Origin of the sequence: Synechococcus sp. CB0101 (assembly GCF_000179235.2) — a bacterium.
Classification (GTDB): domain Bacteria; phylum Cyanobacteriota; class Cyanobacteriia; order PCC-6307; family Cyanobiaceae; genus Vulcanococcus.
Map to the genome: position 1 here is coordinate 776,416 of NZ_CP039373.1, position 26,890 is coordinate 803,305.

25 protein-coding genes are annotated in these 26,890 nt (G+C 64.3%); 24 read left to right on the top strand and 1 reads right to left on the bottom strand.

From position 1 onward, the window contains the following. The first annotated feature begins 1 nt into the window (after position 1). Positions 2 to 217, top strand: a complete 216-nt coding sequence (locus tag CB0101_RS04240; protein WP_010307185.1) for a GIVxVP protein — start codon at positions 2 to 4, stop codon at positions 215 to 217. Between the two features lie 18 nt (positions 218 to 235). On the opposite strand, the gene CB0101_RS04245 is transcribed toward CB0101_RS04240, so the two are convergent. Next, complete coding sequence (locus CB0101_RS04245; protein WP_010307183.1) at positions 236 to 991, bottom strand: Tic22 family protein; 756 nt, start codon at positions 989 to 991, stop codon at positions 236 to 238. Positions 992 to 1,064: 73 nt separating this feature from the next. On the opposite strand from CB0101_RS04245, the gene CB0101_RS04250 reads away from it, so the two are divergent. The 23 genes from CB0101_RS04250 (at position 1,065) to CB0101_RS04360 (ending at position 26,858) form a co-directional block, all read left to right on the top strand. After that, a complete protein-coding gene (locus tag CB0101_RS04250) occupies positions 1,065 to 2,258 on the top strand; it encodes an ABC transporter substrate-binding protein (protein ID WP_010307181.1) in 1,194 nt (397 codons plus the stop codon). Continuing rightward, positions 2,251 to 4,653, top strand: a complete 2,403-nt coding sequence (ppsA, locus tag CB0101_RS04255; protein WP_010307179.1) for a phosphoenolpyruvate synthase — start codon at positions 2,251 to 2,253, stop codon at positions 4,651 to 4,653. The genes CB0101_RS04250 and ppsA overlap by 8 nt, the downstream gene beginning before the upstream one ends. A 26-nt stretch (positions 4,654 to 4,679) precedes the next feature. Then, on the top strand, positions 4,680 to 5,150 hold the full coding sequence (locus CB0101_RS04260) for an NAD(P)H-dependent oxidoreductase subunit E (protein WP_043717330.1): 471 nt from the start codon (positions 4,680 to 4,682) through the stop codon (positions 5,148 to 5,150). Further along, on the top strand, positions 5,147 to 6,712 hold the full coding sequence (locus tag CB0101_RS04265) for a NuoF family protein (protein ID WP_010307175.1): 1,566 nt from the start codon (positions 5,147 to 5,149) through the stop codon (positions 6,710 to 6,712). Before CB0101_RS04260 ends, CB0101_RS04265 begins: the two co-directional genes overlap by 4 nt. Further along, entirely contained in the window at positions 6,709 to 7,425 is a 717-nt protein-coding gene (hoxU, locus tag CB0101_RS04270; protein ID WP_010307173.1) for a bidirectional hydrogenase complex protein HoxU, read from the top strand. Before CB0101_RS04265 ends, hoxU begins: the two co-directional genes overlap by 4 nt. Further along, positions 7,422 to 7,985 (top strand): oxidoreductase, encoded by a 564-nt coding sequence (locus CB0101_RS04275; RefSeq protein WP_029552893.1) that lies wholly within the window; start codon positions 7,422 to 7,424, stop codon positions 7,983 to 7,985. The genes hoxU and CB0101_RS04275 overlap by 4 nt, the downstream gene beginning before the upstream one ends. A 19-nt stretch (positions 7,986 to 8,004) precedes the next feature. Continuing rightward, positions 8,005 to 9,480 carry a Ni/Fe hydrogenase subunit alpha gene (locus tag CB0101_RS04280; RefSeq protein WP_010307169.1) on the top strand — a complete coding sequence of 492 codons (1,476 nt, stop codon included), beginning with the start codon at positions 8,005 to 8,007 and terminating at the stop codon, positions 9,478 to 9,480. A 2-nt stretch (positions 9,481 to 9,482) separates the two neighbouring features. Then, positions 9,483 to 9,962 (top strand): hydrogenase maturation protease, encoded by a 480-nt coding sequence (locus tag CB0101_RS04285; RefSeq protein WP_010307166.1) that lies wholly within the window; start codon positions 9,483 to 9,485, stop codon positions 9,960 to 9,962. Next, on the top strand, positions 9,955 to 10,296 hold the full coding sequence (gene hypA / locus CB0101_RS04290; protein ID WP_010307162.1) for a hydrogenase maturation nickel metallochaperone HypA: 342 nt from the start codon (positions 9,955 to 9,957) through the stop codon (positions 10,294 to 10,296). Before CB0101_RS04285 ends, hypA begins: the two co-directional genes overlap by 8 nt. Further along, positions 10,297 to 10,992 (top strand): hydrogenase nickel incorporation protein HypB, encoded by a 696-nt coding sequence (hypB, locus tag CB0101_RS04295; RefSeq protein ID WP_010307159.1) that lies wholly within the window; start codon positions 10,297 to 10,299, stop codon positions 10,990 to 10,992. It abuts the gene before it with no gap. Next, complete coding sequence (hypF, locus tag CB0101_RS04300) at positions 10,976 to 13,330, top strand: carbamoyltransferase HypF (protein WP_010307156.1); 2,355 nt, start codon at positions 10,976 to 10,978, stop codon at positions 13,328 to 13,330. The genes hypB and hypF overlap by 17 nt, the downstream gene beginning before the upstream one ends. After that, the gene (locus tag CB0101_RS04305) at positions 13,308 to 13,499 is read left to right on the top strand and encodes a HypC/HybG/HupF family hydrogenase formation chaperone (protein ID WP_010307152.1); all 192 of its coding nucleotides are present in this window, start codon (positions 13,308 to 13,310) and stop codon (positions 13,497 to 13,499) included. Before hypF ends, CB0101_RS04305 begins: the two co-directional genes overlap by 23 nt. Next, positions 13,496 to 17,038, top strand: coding sequence for a pyruvate:ferredoxin (flavodoxin) oxidoreductase (gene nifJ, locus CB0101_RS04310; RefSeq protein WP_010307148.1), 3,543 nt, complete (start codon positions 13,496 to 13,498; stop codon positions 17,036 to 17,038). The genes CB0101_RS04305 and nifJ overlap by 4 nt, the downstream gene beginning before the upstream one ends. Beyond that, positions 17,035 to 18,033 carry a dihydroorotate dehydrogenase-like protein gene (locus tag CB0101_RS04315; protein WP_010307144.1) on the top strand — a complete coding sequence of 333 codons (999 nt, stop codon included), beginning with the start codon at positions 17,035 to 17,037 and terminating at the stop codon, positions 18,031 to 18,033. Before nifJ ends, CB0101_RS04315 begins: the two co-directional genes overlap by 4 nt. After that, complete coding sequence (gene hypD / locus CB0101_RS04320; protein WP_010307141.1) at positions 18,030 to 19,100, top strand: hydrogenase formation protein HypD; 1,071 nt, start codon at positions 18,030 to 18,032, stop codon at positions 19,098 to 19,100. Before CB0101_RS04315 ends, hypD begins: the two co-directional genes overlap by 4 nt. 3 nt (positions 19,101 to 19,103) lie before the next feature. After that, the gene (gene hypE / locus CB0101_RS04325; RefSeq protein ID WP_010307138.1) at positions 19,104 to 20,123 is read left to right on the top strand and encodes a hydrogenase expression/formation protein HypE; all 1,020 of its coding nucleotides are present in this window, start codon (positions 19,104 to 19,106) and stop codon (positions 20,121 to 20,123) included. Positions 20,124 to 20,195: 72 nt separating this feature from the next. Further along, entirely contained in the window at positions 20,196 to 20,933 is a 738-nt protein-coding gene (locus tag CB0101_RS04330; protein ID WP_136643967.1) for a hypothetical protein, read from the top strand. A 134-nt stretch (positions 20,934 to 21,067) separates the two neighbouring features. Continuing rightward, positions 21,068 to 21,298, top strand: coding sequence for a hypothetical protein (locus CB0101_RS04335; RefSeq protein ID WP_010307130.1), 231 nt, complete (start codon positions 21,068 to 21,070; stop codon positions 21,296 to 21,298). A 572-nt stretch (positions 21,299 to 21,870) separates the two neighbouring features. Further along, positions 21,871 to 22,236, top strand: a complete 366-nt coding sequence (locus tag CB0101_RS04340) for a hypothetical protein (protein ID WP_168187935.1) — start codon at positions 21,871 to 21,873, stop codon at positions 22,234 to 22,236. A gap of 40 nt (positions 22,237 to 22,276) precedes the next feature. Next, positions 22,277 to 22,519 carry a hypothetical protein gene (locus CB0101_RS04345; protein ID WP_168187936.1) on the top strand — a complete coding sequence of 81 codons (243 nt, stop codon included), beginning with the start codon at positions 22,277 to 22,279 and terminating at the stop codon, positions 22,517 to 22,519. Positions 22,520 to 22,619: 100 nt separating this feature from the next. Then, the gene (locus CB0101_RS04350) at positions 22,620 to 24,845 is read left to right on the top strand and encodes a peptidase domain-containing ABC transporter (RefSeq protein ID WP_010307121.1); all 2,226 of its coding nucleotides are present in this window, start codon (positions 22,620 to 22,622) and stop codon (positions 24,843 to 24,845) included. Between the two features lie 140 nt (positions 24,846 to 24,985). Beyond that, positions 24,986 to 26,071, top strand: coding sequence for an HlyD family secretion protein (locus CB0101_RS04355; RefSeq protein WP_168187937.1), 1,086 nt, complete (start codon positions 24,986 to 24,988; stop codon positions 26,069 to 26,071). Beyond that, the gene (locus tag CB0101_RS04360; RefSeq protein WP_136643969.1) at positions 26,028 to 26,858 is read left to right on the top strand and encodes a hypothetical protein; all 831 of its coding nucleotides are present in this window, start codon (positions 26,028 to 26,030) and stop codon (positions 26,856 to 26,858) included. The genes CB0101_RS04355 and CB0101_RS04360 overlap by 44 nt, the downstream gene beginning before the upstream one ends. Positions 26,859 to 26,890 lie beyond the last annotated feature (32 nt).

Sequence of the window (26,890 nt, forward strand, 5' to 3'; positions counted from 1 at the left end):
GATGAGTATCAACCGCACCGCCAAAGGCATCGTGCTGGTGCCCTGCCTGCTGCTCGGCGCTGCCTTTCTGGCTGCGGCCGTATGGGGTGATCAAGCCGCCGCCGCCAATCAGCGGCTAGCCCTCATCCTGGGGAGCGCGCTGATGGGTGGAGGCCTGCTGGCCCAGTTGATCCCAGAAGCACCGCCGGAGCGGGATCCGGCCGCTCCGAAAGACTGAGCCGAGGCCTGCTGGGCCTCAGTTGCCCTGTTTGCCCTTGGCCTGGTTTTCCTTCACCAGCCGGAAGTATTCGGGGGTGGGGAAGATGGTGAAGCTGTCGCTGGGGGCGTTGATGATCTCGCGCAGCACGGCGGTGAGATCCGCCACCTGGGGCTTCAGCTTCTGGCGCTCAGCCACCGGCAGCTTGGCCAGGGCGTTTTCCAGATTTTCGTAGCTGAAGAAGAACACACCCCGGGGGCCTTCAGGGGTTGTGATCGTGAGGAAGGGCTTGGTGAAAAACACCGGCACATTCAGACCTTCTTGGATCTGCTTCTCGGTGAGGCCCTGCTCCTTGAGGATCTTCACCGCCTGGGTGCGATCGCCGTCGTTGCCGATGATCGGCGCCACCAGGGGCTTGCTCTTGTCTTTGAGCTGTTTGTTGAGCTCCACCACCTTCTCGTTCATCACGTTGAGGGGCAGCGCCACGACACCGGCCTTGATGCCAGGGTTGTTCTTGTTGAGGGCCGCCAACTGCTCGTTGGCCTTGGCGCTCTCGAGGTAAAGGGGCAGCACCAATTCCTTCTCCCGGGGAATCGGCAGCGGCACACCGTTGGAGTCGGTGATCACAAACACCGGCACCACCTGCAGTTTCTTGATCGCGTCCGCCTCAGGAATGGCCTGAGCCGGAGCGGGCAGCAGGGAGATCGCACCAGCCCATGCCAGACCAGCGCTCAGCGCGACAGAGCCGAGCTTGCGGCCCAGACGGTGGCGCATGGCATTGCGGCGTGACTGCATGCGATCAACTGTTGAAAGGTTGAGCCTAGTCAGAGAAATCCACCTAGCTTTCGGCGGCTGGACGGTGCCGGCCATGACCACTGCAGAACAGCCTCGATCGGTTGCGGCGGCCACACCGCTGGCGGTGCTCAAGCAGGCGGGGCTGACCAACCACTGGCGGCGCTCGCTGGGCTGGCTGGCCGGGATCAGCGCAGCACTGCTCGGCAGCCAAACCCTGGCCGCAAGCACGCCCATGCGCAGTGATGTGCGGCTCCTTCTGCCCAGCGAAGGACTTCTGGCAGGACTCGGTGATGGGCTGCGGCGGGGCTACAGCGTGGCCATGGAGGAAAGCCGCAGCTGCGGGGTCGAACCCCCAAGCCTGCAGGTTGGCTGGCTGCCACCGGGCGCCAACCCCCAGCAACCCGTGGGGGCCGCCCCCCGCAGCCAGCTGCTGGTGGCACCTCCCGCTGCGCCCCTACAGGCCTATGGCCAGCTAGCCGACCAACAGCGCCTCACGGTGCTGCTGCCCTTGCAGCGGGGCGTGTCTTTGGAGGGGTTGCCGCAGCTGCGCGGCTCCGATCGGCTCTGGCCGTTGATGCCAGGCCGCAGCCTGGAGGCCGATCGGCTGGCCGAGGCCCTGCTGGGCGACAAGATCAAGCGCGTGATGGTGGTGCGCGATCGCAGCGCCGAGAGCAAAGCCCTCACCGATCGCTTTGTGGCGAGCTTCGCTAATGGCAAGGGCGAGGTGATCGGGCCTACGGCCGCGCCGATCAGCGTGGCGGGCGATGACCCATCCGCAATGCAGCAGCTGGAGGGGGATGTGGATTGGTATCGCCCGCCGGCCCTGGTGGTGATCACCCAGCCGGGCAGTGAATTAGCCAAAGCAGTGCGTGGGGCGAACTGGCCCGAAACACTGCTGTTGGCCTGGAGTGCTCCCGTCGAGCAACCCATGGCAGTGGAGCAGATCGGCGTGAACCCCCTCAGCCGCGGTCCTGGATGGAAGGCCTTCGCCCAGCGCTTTGAGCAGCGTTGGGGCTACAAGCCCGGCGTGGTGGAAAGTGCCGGCTACGACAGCGGCCTGATGAGCGCCTTGGCGTCCGTGCAGGCCGGCGGCCGGCGGGGCTGGGATCTTCAGTGGTTCAGCGCCAATGCCAAGCCGCAGCCGTTGTGCACCGCCCTGAAGCTGAGGGCGGAGGGGGCCAAGGTGCGCCCCCAAGCAGCCAGCAGCCAATTCGATCTGAGCCCGGGTGTGCCCCCATCAGCGCAGTTGCAACTGAGCCGTGGCTGAGCTGGTCCTGCCGCTCGAGGCGGTAGGCCTTGAGGCGATCGCCGAGGTTGGCGGCAAAAACGCCTCCCTCGGGGAGATGATCCGCCAGCTCTCGGCGCAGGGCGTGAGGGTTCCCGGTGGTTTCGCCACCACCGCCGCGGCCTACCGCCACTTCATCGCGGCCGGGGGGTTGCAGCAGCAACTGCACGCCATCCTCGATCTTCTCGACAGCCACAACATCGCCCAGCTGCAGGCGGCAGGGGCCGCTGCCCGAGCCCTGCTGCTGGCGGCCGACTTACCCGCAGATCTGGAGCAGGCGATCCTCAACGCCTACCGCCAGCTGGGGGCACCTGCCGTAGCCGTGCGCTCGAGCGCCACCGCTGAAGACCTGCCCGATGCCTCCTTCGCCGGGCAGCAGGAGACCTATCTCAATGTGGAAGGTGAGCAGGCGCTGCTGGCGGCGTGCCGGCGCTGCTTCGCCTCCCTGTTCACCGATCGAGCCATCTCCTACCGGCAGATCAACGGCTTCGATCACTTTGAGGTGGCCCTCTCCATCGGCGTGCAGCGCATGGTGCGCGCCGATCAGGCCTGCTCCGGGGTGATGTTCAGCATCGACACCGAAACCGGCTTCCGCAACGCCGTGCTGCTCACGGCGGCCTATGGGCTCGGCGAAAACGTGGTGCAGGGGGCCGTGAACCCCGATGAGTACCTGATCTTCAAACCCACGCTCGAACAGGGCTTTGCACCGATCGTGAGCCAACGGCTCGGCAGCAAAGCGATCCGGATGATCTACGGCGAACACGGCTCCACGTGCAACGTGGATGTGCCGCTGGAGGAGCGCAACCGCTTTGCCCTCAGCCAGGCCGACGTGTTGCAGCTGGCGCGCTGGGCATGCCTGATCGAGCGGCATTACAGCGAGCGCCGCGGTCAGCCCACCCCCATGGACATCGAATGGGGCAAAGACGGCATCAGTGGTGAGCTGTTCATCCTCCAAGCCCGGCCGGAGACCGTGGAATCCCGCCGCAGCGCCACCCTGCTGCGCAGCTGGCACCTGGAACCCCACCTAGCGGAGCTGCTGTGCAGCGGGCGTGCCATCGGCGCCTCGGTGAACAGCGGCCGGGCTCGCATCCTGCGGCATCCCTCCGAGATCCAGCGCTTCGAGCCCGGCGATCTGCTGGTGACCGAGCGCACCGATCCCGACTGGGAACCCATCCTGAAGCGGGCCAGCGGGGTGATCACCAACCAGGGCGGCCGCACTTGCCATGCCGCGATCATTGCCCGCGAGATGGGCATCACCGCCATCGTGGGAGCGGGGGATGCCACCGAGCGCATCGCCGATGGCGACACGATCACCGCCAGCTGCTGTGAAGGCGATCAGGGGCGGGTGTATCGGGGCGCGCTGCCCTTCCGCGTGGATGAAAGCGACATTGGCGAGCTGCCTCCCACCCGCACACGCATCCTGATGAATGTGGGCAACCCGGAGGAGGCCTTCAGCCAGGCCGCGATTCCCTGCGACGGGGTGGGCCTGGCCCGGCTGGAGTTTGTGATCGCCAATCACATCCGGGTGCATCCGATGGCGCTGCTGCAGCCCGAGCGGCTCACGGATCCGGCCGAACGCCAGGCGATCGCCCAGCTCACCGCCGGATACACCCAGCCCGCCGACTACTACGTGGATCTGCTGGCCCAGGGAATGGCACGGCTGGCGGCGGCGTTTTATCCCCGGCCGGTGATCCTGCGCTTCTCCGATTTCAAGAGCAACGAATACGCCAAGTTGCTGGGGGGCAGCAGCTTTGAACCCAGTGAAGAGAACCCGATGATCGGCTGGCGCGGTGCCTCGCGCTACTACGCCGCAGGCTTTAGGGAGGCGTTCGCCCTGGAATGCCGCGCGCTCAAGCGGGTGCGCGAGCAGATGGGCCTCAGCAACGTGATCCCGATGGTGCCGTTCTGCCGCACCCCCGAAGAGGCTGATCGCGTGCTGGCGGAGATGGCCAAGGCCGGCCTGGTGCGCGGCGAGAACGGACTGGAGGTGTACGTGATGTGCGAACTACCGAGCAATGTGATCGCCGCCGAGGCCTTTGCCGAACGCTTCGATGGCTTCTCGATCGGCTCCAACGACCTCACCCAGCTGAGCCTGGGGCTCGACCGCGATTCAGCCCTGGTGGCGGATCTTTTTGATGAACGCAACGCGGCAGTGGTGGAGCTGATCCGCATGGCGATCCGCACCGCCAAGCGCTGCGGCCGCAAGATCGGCATCTGCGGCCAAGCCCCAAGCGATCACCCCGAATTCGCCGAACTCCTGGTGCGCGAAGGCATCGATTCGATCAGCCTCAACCCCGACGCCGTGCTGAGCACTCGCCTGCGGGTAGCCGCCATCGAAGCGCAGCTGGCAGCTGCCAACAGCGAGCAGCCTGCCTAGCTTCGAGATAGCCGGCGAAGGGCCTGATGCCGCTGCCGTTGGACCAGCCCCAGAGCGGAGCGGAGCTCTACGAAGGCCTGAACTCTGTGCTGCAGCGCCATGGCCACCAGGCCCATGGCCTGATTGAGGTGCTGAACCATGCGCAGCAGCTCTACGGCCACCTGAGCGAACCGCTGCTGCGCCATATCGCCCGGCAACTGCAGCTGCCCTTCAGCCGGGTGCAGGGCACGGCGAGTTTTTATCACCTGTTTCGCTTCAAGGCGCCGGCCCGGCACAGCTGCCTGGTGTGCACCGGCACCGCCTGCCATGTGCTGGGGGCGGCGCAGCTGCTCGCCGATCTCAGAAACGCTGCGATGGAGGAGCTGGGCGTGGAGCTGGGTTCCGTGCGCTGCATCGGCACCTGCAGCGGCGCCCCGCTCGTGGTGGTGGATGGCGAGGTGTGGAACCACCTCAGCAGTGCTGCGGTGCTCAAACGGCTGCGGGAGCTCGAACCATGAGCGCCTGCCTGCGCCTGTGCACGGCCGCCAGCTGCCGCAGTCGGGGAGCCACCGAGCTGCTCGAGCACTGCCGCAAGGCCCTGGCAAGCGATCAGGCTCAACTGCGGGTGAAGGAGGTGGGCTGCCTGGGCCCCTGCAGCGATGGCCCTTTGCTGGCGATCGACCCTACCGACCGGCTGCTCTCCCTGCAGGAGGTGAACGGCTCCGATCTGGAGACATCCCTCGCCGAAGCCCTGCAACGGGGCAATGACGCAACGGGCCTGAAGCAGTGGCAACCCTCCGGCAGCCGTGAGCTCAGCCCTGATGAGCCCTTTTTGAACCTGCAGCGCCGCCTGGTGCTGGGGCGTTGCGGCGTGGTGGATCCCGAAAGCCTGGCTGACGCCTTGGCGGCTGGAGCCTGGCAGCAATTGCCGCGGGTGCTGGAGCAGAACGATCCGCCAGCCGTGATCGAGATCGTGCGCCGCAGTGGCCTGCGGGGCCGCGGGGGAGCCGGCTATCCCACAGGGCTGAAGTGGGCCACGGTGGCCGCGATGCCTGGCAGCCAAAAGGTGGTGGTGTGCAACGCCGATGAGGGCGACCCGGGCGCCTTCATGGACCGCACCTTGATGGAGGGCGATCCCCACACCCTGCTGGAGGGCATGGCGATCGCCGCCTTTGCCGTGGGCGCGCAGCAGGGGTTCATCTACGTGCGGGCGGAGTATCCGCTGGCGATCGAACGGCTGCGCACAGCCATCAGCGCCGCCGAGCAGCAGGGCTGGCTGGGCAGGGGAATCGGCGGAAGCGGGTTCAGCTTCGAGATCGAGCTGCGGGTGGGTGCCGGTGCCTATGTGTGCGGCGAAGAAACGGCGCTGATCCACTCGATCGAGGGGCGGCGCGGTGTGCCGCGGCCCAGGCCTCCCTATCCGGCTGAACACGGGGTGTTTGGCCTGCCCACCCTGATCAACAACGTGGAGACCTTCGGCAATATCCCAGCGCTGCTGGAGCTGGGGGTGGAGGCCTACGGCACGGGCACCAAGGTGTTTTCACTCACGGGCCACGTGCAGCGCAGCGGTGTGCTGGAGGTGCCGATGGGCACGTCGCTGCGCACGATCGTGGAGACGATGGGCGGCGGTGCCCCGCAGGGGCGCCAGATCAAAGCCGTGCAAACCGGTGGCCCCTCCGGCGGCTGTGTGCCCGCCAGCGCCCTCGACAGCCCCGTCGACTACGACTCCCTCAAAGCCCTCGGCACGATCATGGGCTCAGGCGGGATGGTGGTGCTGGATGACACCACCAACATGGTGGACATCGCCGCCTTCTTCATCGCCTTCAGCCGCGAGGAATCCTGCGGCAAGTGCATCCCCTGCCGCTCAGGCACCGTGCAGTTGGAGATGTTGCTGCGCAAGCTGCTCGAACGCCGCGGCCAGGTGGCCGATCTCGAGCAGCTGGAAGCCCTCTGCCACACCGTGGCCGACGCCAGCCTCTGCGGCTTAGGCCAGAGCGCCCCCAAACCGGTGCTCAGCACCCTGCGCCATTTCCGCGGCGACTACCTGGCGCTGCTGCCAGCGGCGGAGGTGCAGCGATGAGCGTCTGCACCCTGCGCATCAACGACCACGACCTGGCCGTGCCGCTTGGCACAACACTGCTGCAGGCGGCCCGCCAGGCAGGCATTCACATCCCCACCCTCTGCTTCCTGGAAGGACTCTCAGCGGTGGCAGCCTGCCGGCTCTGCTTGGTGGAGCTGGAGGGGAGCGATCGACTGATGGCCGCCTGCGTGACAGCTGCCGCCGAAGGGATGCGCGTGCACACCGACACGCCACGGCTGCGGGAGATCCGCCGCACCGTGATCGAGCTGCTGTTCACCGAAGGCAACCATGTGTGTGCCGTGTGCGTGGCCAATGGCCACTGCGAACTGCAGAACCTGGCGGTGGAGGTGGGCATGGACCACAGCCGCCTGCCCTACCGCTTCCCCCAGCGCGGCGTTGACCTCTCCCACGCCCAATACGGCCTGGATCACAACCGCTGCATCCTTTGCACCCGCTGCGTGCGGGTGTGTGATGAGGTGGAAGGAGCCCACGTGTGGGATGTGGGCTGGCGCGGCGAGCACTGCCAGATCATCAGCGGCCTGGGTGAACCCTGGGGCGATGTGAACGCCTGCACCCACTGCGGCAAATGCGTAGAGGTGTGCCCCACCGGCGCGTTGTTCCACAAAACCGACACCAGCGAAGAGAAACAGGGGCACCCCGAGCGGCTCCAGGCCCTGATGCACGCCCGCACCCACCAGCAATGGAACCCATGAGCCAAGCCACCCCCCGCAAACCGCGGCTGGCCACGGTGTGGCTGGCGGGCTGCTCAGGCTGCCACATGTCGTTTCTGGATCTCGATGAATGGCTCCTGGAGCTCGCCGATCGAGCAGAGATCGTCTACAGCCCGGTGGGATCCGACATCAAGACCTACCCCAAGGATGTGGACATCGCCCTGGTGGAGGGCGGGGTGGCCAACACCGACAACCTGGAGCTGCTGCATCAGGTGCGGGCCAACACCCGCACGCTGGTGAGCTTTGGCGACTGCGCCATCACGGCCAACATCCCGGGAATGCGCAATCTGCTGCGCGGCAGCGATCCCGTGCTGCGGCGGGCCTACCTGGAGCTCGCCGATGGCAGCGGCCAGCTCCCCCACGCCCCGGGGATCGTGCCGGAGCTACTAGAGCGGGTGTTGCCCGTGCATGAGCTGGTGCCCGTGGAGGTGTACCTGCCGGGTTGCCCGCCACCTGCTGATCGCATCCGCGCTGCGCTGGAGCCCTTGCTACGCGGAGAGCTTCCGCACCTCAGCGGTGCCGATCAGATCCGCTTCGGCTGAAACACAAGGAGACCCAGCCATGCCGAGTCATCCCGCCACCGACGCCAACCAGCCCCCCCGGCGCACGATCACGATCGATCCGGTAACCCGGATTGAAGGGCACGCCAAGATCTCGATCCACCTGGATGCCAGCGGCGCCGTAGAAACCGCCCGCTTCCATGTAACCGAATACCGGGGCTTCGAGAAGTTCTGCGAGGGCCGGCCCTTCACCGAGATGGCGGGCATCACGGCACGGATCTGCGGCATCTGCCCGGTGAGCCATCTGCTGGCAGCGGCCGCCACCGGCGACAAGATCCTGGCGGTGCAGATCCCATCAGCCGCCGAGAAGCTCAGGCGGCTGATGAACCTGGCACAGCTCACCCAGTCGCACGCCCTTTCGTTTTTTCACCTGAGCAGCCCCGATTTCCTGCTGGGCTGGGACAGTGATCCCGAGCAGCGCAACATCTTCGGGCTGATCGCCGCCAACCCCGAGCTGGCCCGCGGCGGTATTCGTCTGCGCCAGTTCGGCCAGGGAGTGATCGAAGCCCTTGGGGGCCGCAAGATCCACGCCGCCTGGGCCGTGCCTGGAGGGGTGCGCAGCCCCATGAGCATCGAAACGCGCGATCAGATCCGCCAAGGGCTACCGGAAGCGTTCGCGATTGCCGAGCAGGGGCTGGCGCTGTTCAAGCAGTTGCTCGATGGCCAACTGCGTGAAGAGCTCGACCTGTTTGGCCAGTTCCCGTCGCTGTTCCTGGGCCTGGTCAACCGCGATGGCCACTGGGAGCATTCCAGCGGCCGCCATTGCGCCGGAATCCGCGTGATGGCCAGCGACGGGCGCGTGGTGGCGGATGGTCTAAAGGAAGACGACTACGCCACATTCCTGGCGGAAGCGGTGGAGCCGTGGAGCTATCTCAAGTTCCCCTACTTCAAAGCGCTGGGCCCTGAAGCCGGCAGCTACCGGGTGGGCCCGTTGGCCAGGCTCAACCTGTGCGAGCGCATCGGCACGGAACGGGCCGACCAAGAATTACTGGAGCTACGCCAGCGCGGCGGCCGGGTGGTGACGGCATCGTTCCTGTATCACCTGGCGCGCCTGATCGAGATCGTGGCCTGCCTCGAGCAGATGGAGCAGCTGCTCGACGATCCAGAGATCACGGCAACCCATGTGCGCGCCCGCGCCGGCGTGAACTGCCACGAGGCGGTGGGGGTGAGCGAGGCACCGCGCGGCACCTTGCTGCATCACTACCGGGTGGATACCAACGGCCTGATTGAACGGGTGAATCTGATCATCGCCACGGGCCAGAACAACGGCGCCATGAACCGCACGGTCACCCAGATCGCCCGCCACTACATCGATGGCCAGCACCTGAGCGAGGGCCTACTCAACCGGGTGGAGGCGGGCATCCGCTGCTTTGATCCCTGCCTCTCCTGCAGCACCCATGCCGCGGGGCAGATGCCGATGCAGGTGCAATTGTTCAGCGCCGATGGTGCGCTGCTGGAGTCGGTTCGGCGCGATTAGCGATGCAATATGGCCTCCCGCTGCTGATCGGCCTGGGTAACCGCCTGCGCAGCGACGATGGCGCCGGCGTTCGGCTGGCGGAGGCGATTGAAGCGCAAGGCTCGGGGCTCGAGGTGTTGATCTGCCATCAGCTCACACCCGACCTGGCGGAGCCCATCAGCCGGGCCAGCGCGGTGCTTTTTATGGATGCCTGGTTCGCCGCATCAGGGAAATCCGAAGACCAAGCCAGCAGCCCTGCCCTGCTCCCACCGCAGCTGCACCCCCTTGAAGCCTCTGCCAGCGGCGACCCCAGCGGCCATGCCCTCACACCCGCGCAGTTGCTGGCCCTGAGCAGAGCGCTGTATGGGTCGTGTCCCCCCGCCTGGCAACTGTTGATCCCCGGGGAGCAGTGGAAGGTGGGCGAGCAGCTCTCCGCGCAAACCACGGCCGCCTGCCGTGAGGCCTTGCCGCTGGTGCTGGCCTGGGGTGCACGCCATGCATGAGCTGGCCCTGCTGCAGGAGCTCTGTGCCCTGGCCACCGCCGCGGCCACCGAGCAAGGGGCCAAGCGGATTCATCGGATCGAGCTGCGGGTGGGGGAACTGGGCGGGGTCGACCCCGACGCCCTACGGCAGGCCTTCGCCGTGGTGGCCGCCACGGCTCCCTGGCAGGAGACGGAGCTGCAGCTGGAGGTGGTGCCAACCCGCTGTTTCTGCCCACACTGTGAACAGGCCTTCAGCCCGCTGGATGTGATCCACGCCTGCCCCACATGCGGTTCGATCAGCCGGCAGGTTCTGGAAGGCCGGGAGCTGGAGCTGGTGGCCCTGGAGGTGTCGTAGATGTGCGGGCAATGCGGCTGCGATGCACCAGCGGCGGTGGCCGCCGCGCCGCGTCAACGGCTGGAGCTGCATCAGGGCCTGCTCAGCCGCAACGATCGCCAAGCGGCCCACAACCGCGAACACTTCCAGCGCCACGGCCTGCGCACCCTCAATCTGCTGTCGGCGCCCGGATCGGGCAAAACGGCACTGCTTGAGCAGCTGGCCCGGCAGTGGCCACGCCCGCCGATTGGCGTGATCGTGGGGGATCTGGCCACCGACAACGACGCCCAACGCCTACAGGCAGCCGGGGCACGGGCGGTACAGATCCGCACCGGCGATCTCTGCCACCTGGATGCAGCGTTGGTGGATCAGGCCTTCGCGCAGCTGAATTGCCGCGGCATGGATCTGCTGGTGATCGAAAACGTGGGCAACCTGGTCTGCCCCGCCGCCTTCGACCTGGGGGAGCAACGGCGTGTGGCCGTGCTGTCGGTAACGGAAGGAGAAGACAAAGCGCTCAAGTACCCGGCTTTGTTCAAGAGCGCCGACGCCGTGGTGATCAACAAGTGCGACCTGGCTGTAGCCACGGGCTTTGATCGGCGCAGCGCTATGGACAATCTGCAGGCCATCGCGCCCCAGGCGGAGCTGTTTGAGCTCTCAGCCCGCACGGGAGAGGGCCTCGATGCGCTGATCCGCTGGTTGGATGCACACCCCGCCTGAGGCTGAGCAACACCTCAGCCTTCAGCTGCAGGGGCTGGTGCAGGGGGTGGGGTTGCGCCCGCACGTGGTGCGCTTGGCCCAGCGCCATGGCCTGCGCGGCACGGTGCACAACAGTGCCCAGGGCGTGCAGCTGGAGCTGGAGGGTCCGCGCCAGTCGCTTGAGGCCTTTCGCGCTTGCCTGCTGGCGCGACCGCCCGAGCGTGCACGCATCGATCACAGCGCCAGCCGTTGGGGGCCAGCCCTGGGGGCTTCAGACGGCGTGGCAATCCTGGCGCCGCAGAGCACAGGGGGCGCTACGGCACTGGTGAGTCCAGATCTGGCGATCTGCCCCAGCTGCCTGGCTGAACTGAGCGATCCCAGCAACCGCCGTTACGGCTATCCGTTCATCAGCTGCACCGACTGCGGCCCCCGCTACAGCGTGGTGGAGCAGCTGCCGTTCGAGCGGGAACACACCAGCTTCCGCCATTTCCCGCTCTGCCCCCAGTGCCGTCGCGAGTTCGGCGATCCAAGCGATCGACGCTTCCATGCCCAAACGATCAGCTGCCCCAGCTGCGGACCCCAACTGCACTGGGATGGCCAACCGATCGGCAGCACGGAGGCGATCCAAGCGGCAGCCGAGGCCTTAGCCGCAGGAGCGGTCGTGGCGCTGCAGGGGGTGGGCGGCTTTCAGCTACTGGTGGATCCAACCCATGCCGCAGCGGTGCAGCAACTGCGCCAGCGCAAGGGCCGCCCCGAGAAACCCCTGGCTCTACTCGCCAACAGCGCCTGGATGGAGCGCCATTGCCACTGCAACGCCGGCGAACGGGAGCTCTGGCTCGGTCCAGCGGCGCCGATTGTGCTGCTGCGCCGTAACGCCGATCAGCCGCCAGCCTTCGCTGCCGGTGTCGCCGGCATCACCCCCTGGCTGGGGGTGATGCGCCCGTGCTCCGGCCTTCAGCACCTGCTGCTGGAAGCCTGCGGCGGTGTGCTGGTGGCCACCAGTGCCAACCGCTCCGGTGAACCCCTCTGCGCCGATGGTGTTGCGGATGCCGACGTGCTGCGGTGCCTCGCCGATCACGTGCTCAGCCACACCCTGCCGCTGCTGAACCGCATCGACGACAGCGTGACCCGCTGCGCTGCAGGAGGCCCGCTGGTGTTGCGCCTCGGGCGCGGCCTTGCCCCTGTGGCGTTGCCGCATCCAGAGTTGCCAACCGGCGGCCACCTGGCCCTGGGGGCACAGATCAAAGGCGCCTTTGCACTGCAGACCGCCAGCCACCGCCTGCTCAGCCCCGACCTGGGGGATCTGAGCAGCCTCGCGGGCAACGCCCATCACCAACAGAGCTGCCGGGAGTGGCTGAGGCGCCATGGCCTGGCCGTGAGCCGCCTGGTTTGCGATCAGCACCCCGGCTACAGCAGCAGCGCCTGGGCCAAGGCATGGGCCCAGCGTGATGCAGTGCCACTGCTGCAGGTGCAACACCACCACGCCCATCTGCTCGCCGTGATGGCCGAACACCGCATCACCGGCCCTGCGCTGGGCGTGGCCTGGGATGGCTCCGGCCAGGGGGGCGACGGCAGCCTCTGGGGCGGCGAAGCGTTAGCGATCCACGGAGATCGCTACACGCGGATCGCCCATCTACGGCCCTGGCCGTTACCGGGAGGTGAGCGCGCCCAGCGGGAACCGCGCCGGGCGCTGTTGGGGATGCTGCTCGAGGCCTACGGCCCTGGATGGCGGGATCGCCTCCAACCCCGCCCACACCTGGCCTTCAGCGAGGAGGAGCTGCAGGTGTTGGAGCAGAGCGTGCAGCGGGGGATCAACGCACCACGGAGCTCCAGCATCGGCCGACTCTTTGATGCGGTGGCAGCTCTGTTGGGGCTGGCGCAGCAGTGCAGTTACGAAGCCCAAGCCGCCCTTGCCCTGGAAGCGCTGGCCATGGAGGCAGAGGCCAGCGCGCGCCAATGGCGGTTGCACTTGCCCTTACAACGACTCAGTGCACAGGAACCCTGGCAATGGAACTGGCAACCGCTGCTGGAGCAGCTGCTGGAGGCCCTCCAACAGAACACCCCAGCGCCTGGGCTCGCCCTGGCCTTTCATCAAGCCCTGGCCGAAGCGATCGCCGCCCTGGCCCGGGCGGAGCACTGCGAGCAACTCCTGCTGGCGGGAGGCTGCTTTCAGAACGCGCTGCTGCTCGAGCTCACCACCCGCGCCCTCCGCACGCAGGGATGCCAACCGCTCTGGCCGCAGCAACTCCCCTGCAACGACGCCGCCCTGCCAATCGGACAGCTGCTGGCGGCCGAAACCATGCCTATAAACCGGGTAGCCCCTGGGGCCGCGAACGATGTGCCTGGCCGTTGCCGGTGAACTGATCGAGATCAGTGAGCACAGCGATCCGCTGTGGCGCATGGGCGAGGTGAGCTTCGGGGGTGTGCTGCGCCAGGTGAGTCTGGCCTGCGTGCCCGAGGCCCGGGTGGGCGATCAGCTGCTGGTGCATGTGGGCGTGGCGCTCACGGTGCTGGAGCCCGAGCGATGAGCACGGAGGCAACCAGCGCCTGGCTGGATGGCAACGAGGCGGCGGCAAGAGTGGCCTATCGCCTCAACGAGGTGATGGCGATCTACCCGATCACCCCGGCCTCACCGATGGGCGAGTGGGCTGATGCCTGGGCGGCGGAAGGGCGACCCAACCTCTGGGGGCAGGTGCCGCAGGTGGTGGAGATGCAGAGCGAGGGCGGTGCCGCCGGCATGGTGCACGGCGCCCTTCAGGCCGGCGCCCTCACCACCACCTTCACGGCATCGCAGGGTCTGCTGTTGATGCTGCCCAACCTCTACAAAATTGCCGGCGAGCTCACAGCAGCGGTGATCCATGTGGCTGCGCGCACGCTGGCCACCTCGGCGTTGTCGATCTTTGGCGACCACAGCGATCTGATGGCCACCCGCGGCACGGGCTGGGGGCTGCTGATGGCGGCATCGGTGCAGGAGTGCGGCGACTTCGCGGCCATCGCCACCGCCGCCAGCCTGGCCGGCCGCGTGCCGTTGCTGCATGGCTTCGATGGCTTCCGCACCTCCCATGAGATTCAGCGGGTGGAGCTGATCAGCGATGCGGTGCTGCGCGAGCTGGTGCCCGAGGCAGTGGTGGCGGCCCACAGGGCCCGCGGCCTCTCCCCCGACCATCCGGCGCTGCGGGGCAGCAGCCAGAACCCCGATCTGTGCTTCCAGGCCCATGAGGCGGTGAACCCGTTCCAGAACGCCCTGCCAAGCCATGTGCAGGCGGCGATGGATCGCTTTGGCGCACTCACCGGTCGCCATTACCGCCTGTTCGACTACCACGGCCATCCCGAGGCCGATCGGGTGATCGCGCTGATGGGCAGCGGCTGCGAAACCGCCTGCGCCACCGCCGATGCCTTGATCGCCGCCGGGGAGCGGGTGGGGGTGCTGAAGGTGCGCCTATTCCGGCCCCTGGCCGCTGAGGCGTTGGTGGCGGCTCTACCGGCCAGCACCCGCCGGGTGGCGGTGCTGGATCGCTGCAAAGACCCCGGAAGCCAGGGCGAACCGCTCTACCTCGAGGTGCTGGCAGCACTGGATGAGCACTGGCCAGGAACCCAGAAACCGCAGGTGGTGGGGGGCCGCTACGGCATCGCCTCCAAGGAATTCACACCGGCGATGGTGAAGGCGGTGTTCACCAACCTGGCGTGCGAGCAGTCACGCCGCCACTTCACGGTGGGCATCGTCGACGACGTCACCCACCTCTCCCTGCCGCTGGAGCCGAACTTCAGCATCGAAGCCGCCGACAGCCTCCGGGCTGTGTTCGTGGGCCTGGGCTCCGACGGCACCGTGGGCGCCAACAAAAACACCCTCAAGATCGTGGGCGATGCCACCGGTCTGCACGGCCAGGGGTATTTCGTTTACGACTCGAAGAAGGCGGGCTCGATCACGGTGTCGCACCTGCGCTTCAGCCCGCAGCCGATCCATGCCAGCCATCTGATTGAGCAGGCCCAGCTGCTGGCCTGCCACCACTGGGATTTCCTCGAGCGCTTTGATCTGCTGGAGCTGGCCGCACCAGGCGGCACATTGCTGCTCAATGCCCCCTGGCCGGCCGAGCAGTGCTGGGCTCAACTGCCGGAGCGCGTGCAACAGCTGATCCAGCGCAAACGGCTGCGGGTGTTTGTGCTGAATGCTGCCGCCATTGCCCGCGAACATGGCCTGGGCGGACGCATCAACACCGTGATGCAGGTGGCTTTCTTCGCCGTAGCCAACCTGATGCCACTGGAGCAGGCGCTGAACGCCATGCGCACGGCGATCCAGAAGAGCTATGGCCGCAAAGGGGCGCAGGTGGTGGCAGCCAACCTGGCGGCGATCGAAGCGGCCCGCACCCAGCTGCAGGAGCTGGTGGTGCCTGCGGCCAAGGAGCCAACAGCGCTGGCGGAGCTGCCCATCCCAGCGGCCTTAGCGGAAGCACCGGCCGCCCTGCGCGAGCTGTTACTGCCGCAACTGCAGCGCCGCGGTGATCAGCTGCCCGTGAGCGCCCTGCCCTGCGACGGCAGCTTCGCCACCGCCACCAGCCAATGGGAGAAACGCAACATCGCCGAACAGGTGCCGGTGTGGGAGCCGGATCTATGCGTGCAGTGCGGCAAGTGCGTGATGGTGTGCCCCCATGCCGTGATTCGCGCCAAGGTGGCGGAGCCCGAGGCATTGGCCGCCGCCCCGGAAGGCTTCCGGAGCGCCCCAGCCCGCGATGCCCATTGGAGCGGCCAACGCTTCACGATTCAGGTGTCTGCTGAAGACTGCACCGGCTGCAACCTCTGTGTGGAGGTGTGCCCAGCCCGTGATCGCCGCGAACCGCGCCGCAAGGCTTTGAACATGGCGCCGCAGCGCCCCCTGCGCGAGCAGAACCGCCAACACTGGCCCTTCTTCCTGGAGCTGCCGGAGGCCAACCGCACCGCGCTCAACCTGCACCACATCAACCAGCAGCAGCTGCAGCGGCCCCTGTTCGAGTTCTCGGGCGCCTGCGCCGGCTGCGGCGAAACGCCCTACCTCAAACTCGCCAGCCAGCTGTTCGGCGATCGGATGGTGGTGGCCAACGCCACGGGTTGCTCATCGATCTACGGCGGCAATCTGCCCACCACCCCCTGGGCCACCAACGCTGAAGGGCGCGGACCGGCCTGGAGCAATTCGCTGTTTGAAGACAACGCCGAATTCGGCCTCGGCTTCCGCGTGGCCTTCGATCAACGCCGCCGCCGCGCCGAACAGCTGCTGCGTCAGCAGGCGGCGGAACTGCCCGAGGCGCTGGTGGATGGCCTGCTGCATGCCGACCAAGGCGATGAGGCCGGCATCCATGAGCAGCGCCAGCGGGTGGCCGAGCTGAAGCAGCGCACGACCGCGGCGGAACTGCTCGATCTGGCCGACGACCTGGTGAAACGCAGTGTCTGGATCGTGGGCGGAGACGGTTGGGCCTACGACATCGGCTACGGCGGCCTGGATCACCTGCTGGCCAGCCACCACGACGTGAACGTGCTGGTGCTCGACACGGAGGTGTACTCCAACACCGGCGGGCAGATGTCGAAAGCCACGCCCAAAGGAGCGGTGGCCAAGTTCGCCAGCGGCGGCAAACCATCAGCCAAGAAGGATCTGGGCCTGATGGCGATGACCTACGGCCACGTGTATGTGGCCAGCGTGGCGATGGGAGCGCGCGATGAACACACGCTGCGCTGCTTTTTAGAAGCCGAGGCCTATCCGGGGCCTTCCTTGATCGTGGCCTATTCCCACTGCATCGCCCACGGCATCGACATGGCCAAGGGCATGGCGCAGCAACAGCAGGCGGTAGATGCAGGGCGCTGGCTGCTCTACCGCCACGACCCGCGTCGCCTGGAGCAAGGGCTGCCCCCACTACAGCTCGATTGCCGCAGCCCCCACCTGCCGCTGGACGAAGCGATGGCGAGCGAGAACCGCTTTCGCATGCTGCGTTACAGCCATCCGGAACAGGCCCGCGCCCTCACCCAGGAAGCCCAACATGAGCTCAAGGAGCGCTGGCAGCGCTATCAGCGCCTGGCCCAACCCAGCGAGCCAGCCCCATGACGATCTCACTAGCCACCACGTATCTCGGGCTGGAGCTGCCCTCCCCGCTGGTGGTGGGTGCCGCGGCACCGCTGAGCACGGATCTGCAGCGCCTGCAGCAACTGGAACAGGAGGGAGCAGGGGCCGTGGTGCTGCATTCGCTCTTCCTCGAGCAGATCGAACGCGACTGGCAGGAGTGGATTCACCACCAGGAGCACAACAGCGAGAGCCATCCCGAGGCACTCAACTACCGACCGGCCAGTGATCCGCTGCATCTGGGCCTGGAGGGCTACCTGGAGGAGATCCGCCGCAGCCGAGAGGTGCTGCAGATCCCTGTGATCGCCAGTCTCAACGGCAGCCACGGCGGGGACTGGAGCGAGGCGGCTCGAGCCATTGAGCAGGCCGGAGCCCAGGCGATCGAGCTGAACCTGTATTCCGTGCCGTGCGACATCAACCGCAGTGGTGCTGAGCTGGAAGCGGAGCAGCTGGCCATCGTGCGCGAGGTGTGCAGCGCTGTGACGGTGCCAGTCGCTGTGAAGCTCAGCCCCTTCTACACATCGCTGGCGGCAATGGCGGCGGGCTTCCAGGAGGCTGGCGCCAGTGGCCTGGTGCTGTTCAACCGCTTCCTGCAACCCCAGGTGGACATCGACAGCCTCTGCACCGATGTGCACATGCAGCTGAGCCATACGGATGAGCAACGCCTACCGCTGCGCTGGATCGGGTTGCTGTCGGGACGGGTTGACCTGGAGCTGGCGGCCAGCACCGGCATCGCCAGCGGCCACGACGTGGTGCGGATGCTGATGGTGGGTGCTCAGATCACCCAAGTGGTGGGCGCCTTACTGCGCCATGGCCCAGGTCAGCTGGCCCGGATGCGCAGCGAGCTGATCCAGTGGCTTGAAGAGATCGAGATCACCGACCTCAACAGCCTGCGCGGCAGCTTGAACCAGCAGCGCTGCCCCAACCCTGAAGCCTTCGAACGAGCCCAATATCTGAGAGCTCTCAGCAGCTATCCATGAGCGAAGCCCAAGCACTGCTGGAGCAGATTCGCGGCGGCATCAGCCGGCCCTGGACGCTGATGGAGGTGTGCGGCGGCCAGACCCACTCGTTACTACGCCATGGCATCGACCAGCTGTTGCCACCAGAGATCCAACTGATTCATGGGCCGGGGTGCCCGGTGTGCGTGACCGCCACAACCCGGATCGATCAGGCCATGGCCCTGGCCAAAAAACCCGGGGTGATCCTTTGCTCCTATGGCGACATGCTGCGAGTGCCGGGCAGCGACGGACGGGATCTGCTCAGCCTGCGGGCAAAGGGCGCCGATGTGCGCGTGATCTACGCACCGCTGGATGTGCTGAAGCTGGCCCGCGATCACCCCGAACGGCCGGTGGTGTTCTTTGCGGTGGGCTTTGAAACCACCGCACCCGCCACAGCCCTGCTCGCTCAGCAAGCGCTGGCGGAGGGCATCTCCAACCTGCAGCTCCTGGTGGCCCACGTGCGGGTAGCGCCCGTGCTCGATCAACTGCTCAGCGATCCGGGCTGCGCGGTGCAGGGGGTGCTGGCGGCAGGGCATGTGTGCACGGTGATGGGTGAAGCGGAGCTCCAGTCGCTGGTGGCGCGCCATCAACGACCCATCGTGATCACGGGCTTCAGCGCCGAAGAGTTGCTGCTGGGGATCTGGCGCTGCGTGCAACAACTGGAGGAAGGTGTGCATCGGCTCGAAAACGCCTATGCCAAGGCAGTCGCCAGCGGCGGCAACCGCGGCGCCCAGGCACTGCTGGAAGAGGTGTTTGAACCGGTGGACACCACCTGGCGAGGGCTGGGAACGATCCCAGCGGGGGGCTACAGGCTGCGGGCGCCGTTTGATGTGCTCGGCCCACCGACATGCCGCCAGAACACAGCAATCGGCAGCTGCACTGTGAGCAACAACGAAGCGAACTGCCCCAGTGGGCTGGTGTTGCAGGGGTTGCTGCGGCCCCATCAATGCCCCAGCTTCGGAACAGCCTGCACACCCGATGCCCCCCTGGGTGCACCGATGGTGTCGAGCGAGGGAGCCTGCGCGGCTTACTACCGCTACCACCGCTGAGGCATGCAACACGCTGATGCCACCATCCAATTGGCCCATGGCGGCGGCGGCCGGCTCAGCCAACAGCTGATCCACGACGTGCTGTTGCCGGCCTTCGGACCAGCCGATGGCGTGCTGCACGATGCAGCGCTGCTGCCAAGCCCGGGCCAAACCCTCGCCTTCACCACCGACTCCTATGTGGTGCGGCCGCTGTTTTTTCCCGGCGGAGACATTGGCCGGATGGCCGTCATCGGCAGCGTGAATGATCTAGCGATGGCCGGAGCGAGGCCAGTCGCCCTCAGCTTGGGACTGATCCTCGAGGAGGGCCTACCGATGGGCACCTTGAAGCGGGTGGTGGACTCCATCCGCGAGGCAGCTGAGCAATGCGGGGTGGCAGTGCTCACCGGCGACACCAAAGTGGTGGAGCGAGGCAAAGGCGATGGCGTGTTCGTGAACACCAGCGCCATCGGCGTTGTGGAACACGGGCTCACCATCCACCCCAGCTCCGTACAACCAGGCGACGCCGTGCTGGTGAGCGGTGACCTCGGCCGCCATGGCACGGCCATCCTGATCGCGCGCGAGGAGCTGGGCTTCCGCAGCACGCTGGAGAGCGACCTAGCTCCCTTGCACAGCTGCGTGCTGGAGCTCATCGCAGCGGGAGTGGAGCTTCACTGCCTGCGAGACCTCACCCGCGGTGGCCTGGCAAGTGGACTCGATGAAATTGCACGCGGTGCTAGCTGCACGATCGAGGTGAACGAAGAAGCGATCCCATTCGATCCGGCGGTAGACAGTGCCTGTGAACTGCTGGGGCTCGATCCCCTCGCCATGGCCAATGAAGGGCGAATGGTGGTGATCTGCCCGGCGGCCTCTGCGGAACTGGCCCTGCGGCACATGCGCTGTGATCACCCCAACGCCTGCCAGATCGGCACGGTGCAGGAATCACGGGAGGCACACTCACGGCATCCGGTACACCTACGCAATCGGTTCGGAGTGTTGCGCCCGCTGGAACTCGGTCGCGGTGAACAGTTGCCGCGCATTTGTTGAACACAGCTGCAGCGCAACGCCGAGCGGGCGAACCATCCATAGCGTTTGAGGATCTCCCGATCAGACGCCGTGATGAAAAAGCAGCACGCGCACACACTGGAAGCTGTATTTCACCATCCGCTGCGGCATGACCTGCGCATGAGTGATGTCGAAACGATGCTGGTGGATCTAGAGGCTCACGTTGAACACTTGTCGGATCACCGACTGAAGCTGCAACTGGCCAGTGGTGAAACCATGGTGTTGCATGCAGCAGCAGGGCAGCACCATCCCTTACTTGATGCAGATGGAGTGTTGCGGCTACGCCGATTTCTGGAGGAGGCAGGCGTCACACCCGAGCACCCAGATACACCACAGCCACATCCCAGGGGAGAGCAGGCCAAACGGCTGGTCATTCACCTTGATCATCGTGGCGCACGTCTTTGGTGGCTGGAAGGTGATGCTGTGGAAACGAGCACCCTCCAACCACATGGGCTGTGGAGCAGCCATCAACGCCTCAGTCATCGCCATGATCGTGACATCGCAGGACAACGCGCACCACTAGATCATGAGTTTCTACAAGCGCTGAGAGGAGCAATGACCCAAGCAGATCGGGTTCTAGTTGTTGGCCATGGACATGGTGAAAGCGATATGCGGAAGACGCTCTACAAATTTCTAGAAAAGCACTACCCCTCCGACGCAACTCGCCTTGAGGTATGCGAAGCAGACGATACAGCTTGGAGCGACAAAGAACTCCTGGCCGCTGCACACAAACACTTTGGCAATCAAGCACATCGACATCACCCTGCGATACCAGGAAAAGAACTGGACTGACCAAGCGCAATCAGGCGACCTCGTCGAGCAGCGGTGCCGCGGCAGAAACGCACAACAAAGACCAAGAGCAGGAAAAGCAATCACACTCAAGATGGGCACATGCCCACAGATCAAAGCAGTTTTTACCAAAATCCATGATCATCCAAACCCTTCAAGAAAACCACTGCGAAGCACTCTGCGGTGGCGGACGAGAGGAACTCGAACTCACCCTTAACCTGACCAAACCCCGTCGCGTCATTTATGGCGGTTCTGCAACCTACTCCAACAACGGAAGCCAGAACAACCGCAGCTTCAATGTCCGCGGCAAAAACGCACTTGGAAGCTTTAACGTTGGCCCCACCACCACCTACGTCACCCCTGCCTGACGCAACACCCTAACATTCATATAGCGCGCTTATGCCCGCTCGCGCTACGCGAGCGGGCTTTCCAGTTCAAATCAAAAGCCCCCCACGAAAGTCATGATCAACGAACTATCAGCAGAAAGAAGCGAAACAATCAACGGAGGATCGAAATTCTTCAGGTGGCAGCAAGCTGCAGAAAAGATTGAAACAGCAACATTTGGCATCGGAAGCCCAACAATCAATGTCAGCCCATCCGTAAGCCCAGTAATTATTACAGCTCCATTCTTAAGGTCCTCGAACTACTCCTTCAACCTCTTAGGCAACAACAACGCATTCAACACATACGGACAAGGCACGAGCATCATCAATATTGGCTAACAAACACCAGAGACCAAACGGGGGCCACGAAAGCCCCTTTTTTTTGCGCAAGAGAGTGGAGACTAAGACCCAGCAAATACCAGCGACAGATACCGCAAGAGCTCAAGATGCTTAGCGAGATCCCTGAAACGACTGCAGGATGCGAAAAACACAACTCACAGCCAAACAGAAAGCGAGAAGCCAGGCATAGCGCAAAGACAGCTAATGCTGCAGAAACGATGAAAACCCGTCAAACAGAAAAAAGGAACTTAAACCAGGATGGGCATTGCCCTCATTTTCATCAAAGGCAAATGATCAAACTCGAACTTCTGCATGACGCTGAAATCCAGGGGCTGACTGGTGGCAACGGCTGGGCATTCCCTAGCCTGACCAGCAAGACCTCCACTATGGAGATCAACAATCTGGTCAGCCAGTCCAACGTGGGTTCCGCATGGGCATCCAGCGCTACTGCCACAGGCGGTGGTGGCGGCTGGCATCCCTGGTTCCACAAGATGCCTTCCGGTGGTGCAAGCACGGCAGACGCCAAGAACATCCAGAAGAACTACAACTCGATTAGCAACTTCGGCTTCAGCTTCACCATCTGAGCCATAGAGAAAATCAGGGGCCGCAGCGATGTGGCCCTTTTTGCTGCCCTTACAAACGAAAACTGCCATGCACACGCTTAGTGATTTTGAGGCCGAGGAGATTGGCGGCGGATTCACCTTTGCATTACCAGCTATTCAGGTCAGTCCGAACATCATCATCAATACGGTCCCTCAGATCAATGCCGGCTCAGCCATTGCCGTTCTAGGCGGGAATTCCAGCCTGGATCAAAACAACGGCTCATCACTCTGGAATGCCTTGATTGCAGGACTCTTTAATTTTTGAAGCCCAGAGAAAGTGATCGCACAGCGTCACTCCGTGTCCCACGGCTCTGGCTGGTCCAGGGCCGTTTTCATCAGTCACATCGTGCGGCAGTGCCCAGCCCATGAAGCTTCCCCATCTCAACACCACCTCGCTGCATGCATGGAAACAGCAGCTCACAGCAGCCTTCAGCGGTCAGGATCGGCATTACACCTGCGTGCGCCAGTTCAATGAAGAAGACTGTGGTGCCGCTTGCATTGCCACGATCTGTGAGCATCACGGCCGCAAGCTCACCATCGGACGGGTTCGCGAATGCGTGGGCACGATGGCAACAGGAACAACGCTGCTGGGGCTGAAGCGCGGTGCCGAACAACTGGGCTTACAAGCTCGGGCAGCCAAAGCAGATGCCAGCCTTGTTGAGCACCTAGACGAACTACCTCTGCCAATGGTCTGCCATTGGAATGGCAACCATTGGGTGGTGTTACACGGGAGAAAAGGTGATGAGCTGGTGATCGCTGACCCTGCCGTAGGGATCCGGGAGATACCCAAGGAAGCTTTTCTGCAGCACTGGCAAAACGGAGTGGTTCTGCTGCTGGAGCCAGACCCGGCCCGATTCAACACGGCAGAGAAGGAGCCAGCCAGTAAAGGCCTATGGGTGCTTACCGAATTCGTGAAGCCCTTCAAAGGCCTGCTGATGCAGGTGCTGATGCTCAACATCGTGATCGGCACTCTGGCTCTGAGCATGCCTGTGTTGATGCAGATCCTCACCGACGACGTTCTGGTGCGTGGTGATGTGCACATGCTCACCAGCCTGAGCATCGGCATCATGCTCCTCACCGCCTTGCGCAATGGCCTCGGCTGGGTGCAAGGCCACATGGTGGGCCACTTTGGCCAGAAGCTGCAGTTGCAGATGATCATGCACTACGGCCAGCGGTTGTTCCATCTGCCGATCAACTACTTCGAAAGCCATCGCAGTGGTGAGGTAGTGAGTCGTATTGGCGACATCGAACACATCAATGGGCTGCTCACGGGAGTGGTCACTGGTCTACCGAGCCAGCTGTGTATTGCAGCAATCTCTCTGATCTGGATGCTCACCTACAGCGCCCCGCTCACCCTGGCGGCCGTGGCCTGTTACGCGGCAGTGGTGATCTGCAACCTGAGCTTCCTGCCCGCAGTGCAGACCAAGATCAAGAAACTGCTGGTGGGATCGTCGGAAAATCAGGGCTATCTGGTGGAGGTGTTCCGCGCCGCCACGGTTCTCAAAACAACAGAGGCGACACCCCAGGCCTGGCAGGAATACCAACGCAACTTCGGTCGGCTAGCACGATTGAGCTGGGACACCACACGTCTGCGCCTCAATGAGAGCACGGCCACAAGCCTGCTGGGTGGCCTCACGTCGATTGCTTTGCTTTGGTACGGCAGCAGCTTTGTGATCAACAGCCAGCTCAGCATCGGCCAGCTGCTCGCTTTCAATGGCATGGGGGCGAATGTGCTCGGCTTTTTGGCGGGGCTGAGCGGCCTGTCGCAGGAATTGATCACGTCCGGTGTTGTGCTGCGCCGCCTCTCAGAAGTGTTGGAACGGGATCCAGAAAATGCCCGTGATGGTCAAAAACACCATGCCGGCATCAGCTCCCAAGCACCGATTCGCTGCAACGACATCAGCTGGCACTATCCAGGCCGCCGAGCCTTACTCGATCACTTCACCCTGGAGATTCCTGGTGGACGCACGACGGCCCTGATCGGTGAATCCGGATGTGGGAAAAGCAGCATCACCAAGCTGATCGCCGGCATCTATCCGCTAGAGCACGGCAGTATCCACTACGGCAGCTTCAGTTCACGCGATCTGAACCTCGATAGCCTTCGGCGGCAGGTGGTGCTAGTGCCGCAGGAATCGCACTTCTTCAACCGCAGCATCTTCGACAACTTCGCCTTTACCCATCCAGGGGTGGACTTTGCCCAGGTGGTGGAGGCCTGCAAGTTGGCCATGGCAGACGACTTCATTCACGATCTGCCCGACGGCTACGGAACGGTGCTGGGTGAATTCGGCGCCAACCTTTCGGGAGGTCAGAAACAGCGGCTGGCGATTGCGCGCGCTCTGATCAACGATCCACCGGTGCTGATCATGGATGAATCCACCTCAGCCCTCGATCCGGTGCTGGAGCAACGGCTGATGGATCGCCTGTTGGCGTACCGCAAAGGCCGCACCACGATCTTGGTGAGCCATCGCCCGTCGGTGATTCTGCGCGCCGATTGGATTGTCTACATCGAGCGAGGCCAGGTGAAACAGCAGGACAGCCCTGCCGTTCTGGCCGACAGCGCCATGGTCTCCCCCTATCTCTCTGCAGCCTGACGATGAGCAACCTTCAACGCCGCAGCGACATCATTCCTGCCCAGCTCACCCCCCTGCAGGCCGATGACTTCCTACCGGAGCTCGGTCAGTGGAGCAAAACGCTGGGGCAGCGGACACTGGTGGTTGGTGCCGCCAGTGTGTTGGCCCTTGCCATCTGGCCCTGGCAGGAGACCGTGCGCGCTGCAGGCGTGATCCGACCGGCCGGAGAAAACACCATCGTTCAGAGCCAACTCGATGGTGTGCTGGCGAGGGTCTGGGTCAAGGAGAACCAAGTGGTCCAGAAGGGCGAACGCTTGGCGGAACTCGATCGCCGCAGCCTGGACAACGAGCGACGGAAATTGGAAGCGGAGCTGACCCAGTCGTTGGCCCAACAGCGCGATAGCCAGGCCTCGCGTCTGGATGCGCAGCAACAGACCAACGCCACACGCTCTTTGAACAGAGCCCAACTCAACTCAGCACAGCGCGATCTCGACAGCGCGGCCTCAACCCTGCAGTACCGGGAGGTTGAACTCAAGCGCTACCGCAGCTTGCTCTCCAGCGGTGCCGTTGCCGAAACAGTGATCGAGGAAAAACAGGCCCAAGCGGTATTGGCACGCAACGAGTTGGCCAAGGCCCGGCAAGCACTGCGGGAACAAGAAGCACGCGGCGCCGCCGAACTGGCTCGGCTTGGCCAGGGCTCCAACCAGGCCACGCGTGACAGCCGAGAACTCGCCAAACAGGTGGATCAAACGCGTGCCCGTCTCGAGGAGGTCAAACGCGCCTTGCTCAACAGCGTGATCAAGGCGCCCAAAGCCGGGTCAGTGATTGTGAGCAACCTCAGGCATCCGCAGCAGGTGATCCGCAGCGGCGAGGTGCTGGCGCAGATCGCACCCAGCCAGGGCGAGCTACAAGTGAAACTGAGCGTGCCAAGCTCCGATGTCGGCACGATCAAGGCGAATCAACCGGCCCACCTCCGCATCGCCGGTTGTCCTTACCCAGAATTCGGCGTGCTGAAGGCGCGGGTGCTGAACATTTCTGCCGACACGATTAGCCAGGGCACAGGTCGTAATGGCACTGGCAACCCCGGTTTCCAGGTCTCTCTGCTGCCGTCAGCAAAACCACTCACCAATGGAAGCCGCACCTGTTTACTGCGTCATGGCATGGATGTACAGGCCGATGTTGTAACGCGGCAAACCACGATTCTTGGCTTCATTCTCACCAAGTTACGACTCACAACTGGGACCTGAAGACAAGCAGATTACAGCAGAATCGGAGCGCAGTAACACCCATCAATCAAGCCGAAGATCCATACGCTTCTGGGGCATCATCTCACCCCTTTTCAGGATGGATACTGACACTCAGGTGCTCGATCCGGCAGTCATTGACCCGATGGTGATTGAACCCGAGGTTCTCGAACCAGCAGCCACCGAAACCATAGATCCTGTGGTGGAAGCACCTCTAGATCCCATCACTGGAACGGAGAGTGGCTCCGGAAGTTCATCAAATACCTCCAACGGCAACCAAGTGGCCGTGAACTCGAACTTCGACTATTCGGTGCACAACCTCACCGTGTACAGCTACAGCTCCAACCAAAACCAGGAGACGCTGTACAACGGAATGGGGCAGGCCAACAGCGAGTCGCAACTCGGGGATGGCTTCTTGTGCGGCACCAGCGAGGCCAGCGGCAGCCTGAGCCGGCGTTACCGATTTGATTCGCTCCAATACTTCCGGGGTAGTCGTCGCCGCTCCCGAGTCGACCGAATCACCAACTTCAGCGGTGATGCAGGCGACACGTTGGAACTCTCAAAACGCATCTTCAAAGGAATGGGTGACCTTGACTTCGTGGCTGTTGGCAGCAAGCGAGGCCGCAATCGGGCTGCCAAAACCGACAGCGACATCATCTACGAGCAGTTCTCTGGCCGGCTCTATTTCAACGCCAACAGCGAGGAGAAGGGCTTTGGCAAGAAAGGAGGTCTGTTCGCGATTTTTGAGGGAGCCCCAGTGATCGGCAGCAGCGATTTCATCATCGTCTAAGGGCACCAGGAGCTAGGAACAACGCAACCAGG

Bases quoted from the DNA above. Each gene is read 5' to 3' on its own strand.
- CB0101_RS04240 (WP_010307185.1), top strand. From the start codon at position 2: ATGAGTATCAACCGCACCGCCAAAGGCATCGTGCTGGTGCCCTGCCTG.
- CB0101_RS04245 (WP_010307183.1), bottom strand. From the start codon at position 991: ATGCAGTCACGCCGCAATGCCATGCGCCACCGTCTGGGCCGCAAGCTC.
- CB0101_RS04250 (WP_010307181.1), top strand. From the start codon at position 1,065: ATGACCACTGCAGAACAGCCTCGATCGGTTGCGGCGGCCACACCGCTG.
- CB0101_RS04260 (WP_043717330.1), top strand. From the start codon at position 4,680: ATGCCGCTGCCGTTGGACCAGCCCCAGAGCGGAGCGGAGCTCTACGAA.
- CB0101_RS04265 (WP_010307175.1), top strand. From the start codon at position 5,147: ATGAGCGCCTGCCTGCGCCTGTGCACGGCCGCCAGCTGCCGCAGTCGG.
- hoxU (WP_010307173.1), top strand. From the start codon at position 6,709: ATGAGCGTCTGCACCCTGCGCATCAACGACCACGACCTGGCCGTGCCG.
- CB0101_RS04275 (WP_029552893.1), top strand. From the start codon at position 7,422: ATGAGCCAAGCCACCCCCCGCAAACCGCGGCTGGCCACGGTGTGGCTG.
- CB0101_RS04280 (WP_010307169.1), top strand. From the start codon at position 8,005: ATGCCGAGTCATCCCGCCACCGACGCCAACCAGCCCCCCCGGCGCACG.
- CB0101_RS04285 (WP_010307166.1), top strand. From the start codon at position 9,483: ATGCAATATGGCCTCCCGCTGCTGATCGGCCTGGGTAACCGCCTGCGC.
- hypA (WP_010307162.1), top strand. From the start codon at position 9,955: ATGCATGAGCTGGCCCTGCTGCAGGAGCTCTGTGCCCTGGCCACCGCC.
- hypB (WP_010307159.1), top strand. From the start codon at position 10,297: ATGTGCGGGCAATGCGGCTGCGATGCACCAGCGGCGGTGGCCGCCGCG.
- hypF (WP_010307156.1), top strand. From the start codon at position 10,976: ATGCACACCCCGCCTGAGGCTGAGCAACACCTCAGCCTTCAGCTGCAG.
- CB0101_RS04305 (WP_010307152.1), top strand. From the start codon at position 13,308: ATGTGCCTGGCCGTTGCCGGTGAACTGATCGAGATCAGTGAGCACAGC.
- nifJ (WP_010307148.1), top strand. From the start codon at position 13,496: ATGAGCACGGAGGCAACCAGCGCCTGGCTGGATGGCAACGAGGCGGCG.
- CB0101_RS04315 (WP_010307144.1), top strand. From the start codon at position 17,035: ATGACGATCTCACTAGCCACCACGTATCTCGGGCTGGAGCTGCCCTCC.
- hypD (WP_010307141.1), top strand. From the start codon at position 18,030: ATGAGCGAAGCCCAAGCACTGCTGGAGCAGATTCGCGGCGGCATCAGC.
- hypE (WP_010307138.1), top strand. From the start codon at position 19,104: ATGCAACACGCTGATGCCACCATCCAATTGGCCCATGGCGGCGGCGGC.
- CB0101_RS04330 (WP_136643967.1), top strand. From the start codon at position 20,196: ATGAAAAAGCAGCACGCGCACACACTGGAAGCTGTATTTCACCATCCG.
- CB0101_RS04335 (WP_010307130.1), top strand. From the start codon at position 21,068: ATGATCATCCAAACCCTTCAAGAAAACCACTGCGAAGCACTCTGCGGT.
- CB0101_RS04340 (WP_168187935.1), top strand. From the start codon at position 21,871: ATGAAAACCCGTCAAACAGAAAAAAGGAACTTAAACCAGGATGGGCAT.
- CB0101_RS04350 (WP_010307121.1), top strand. From the start codon at position 22,620: ATGAAGCTTCCCCATCTCAACACCACCTCGCTGCATGCATGGAAACAG.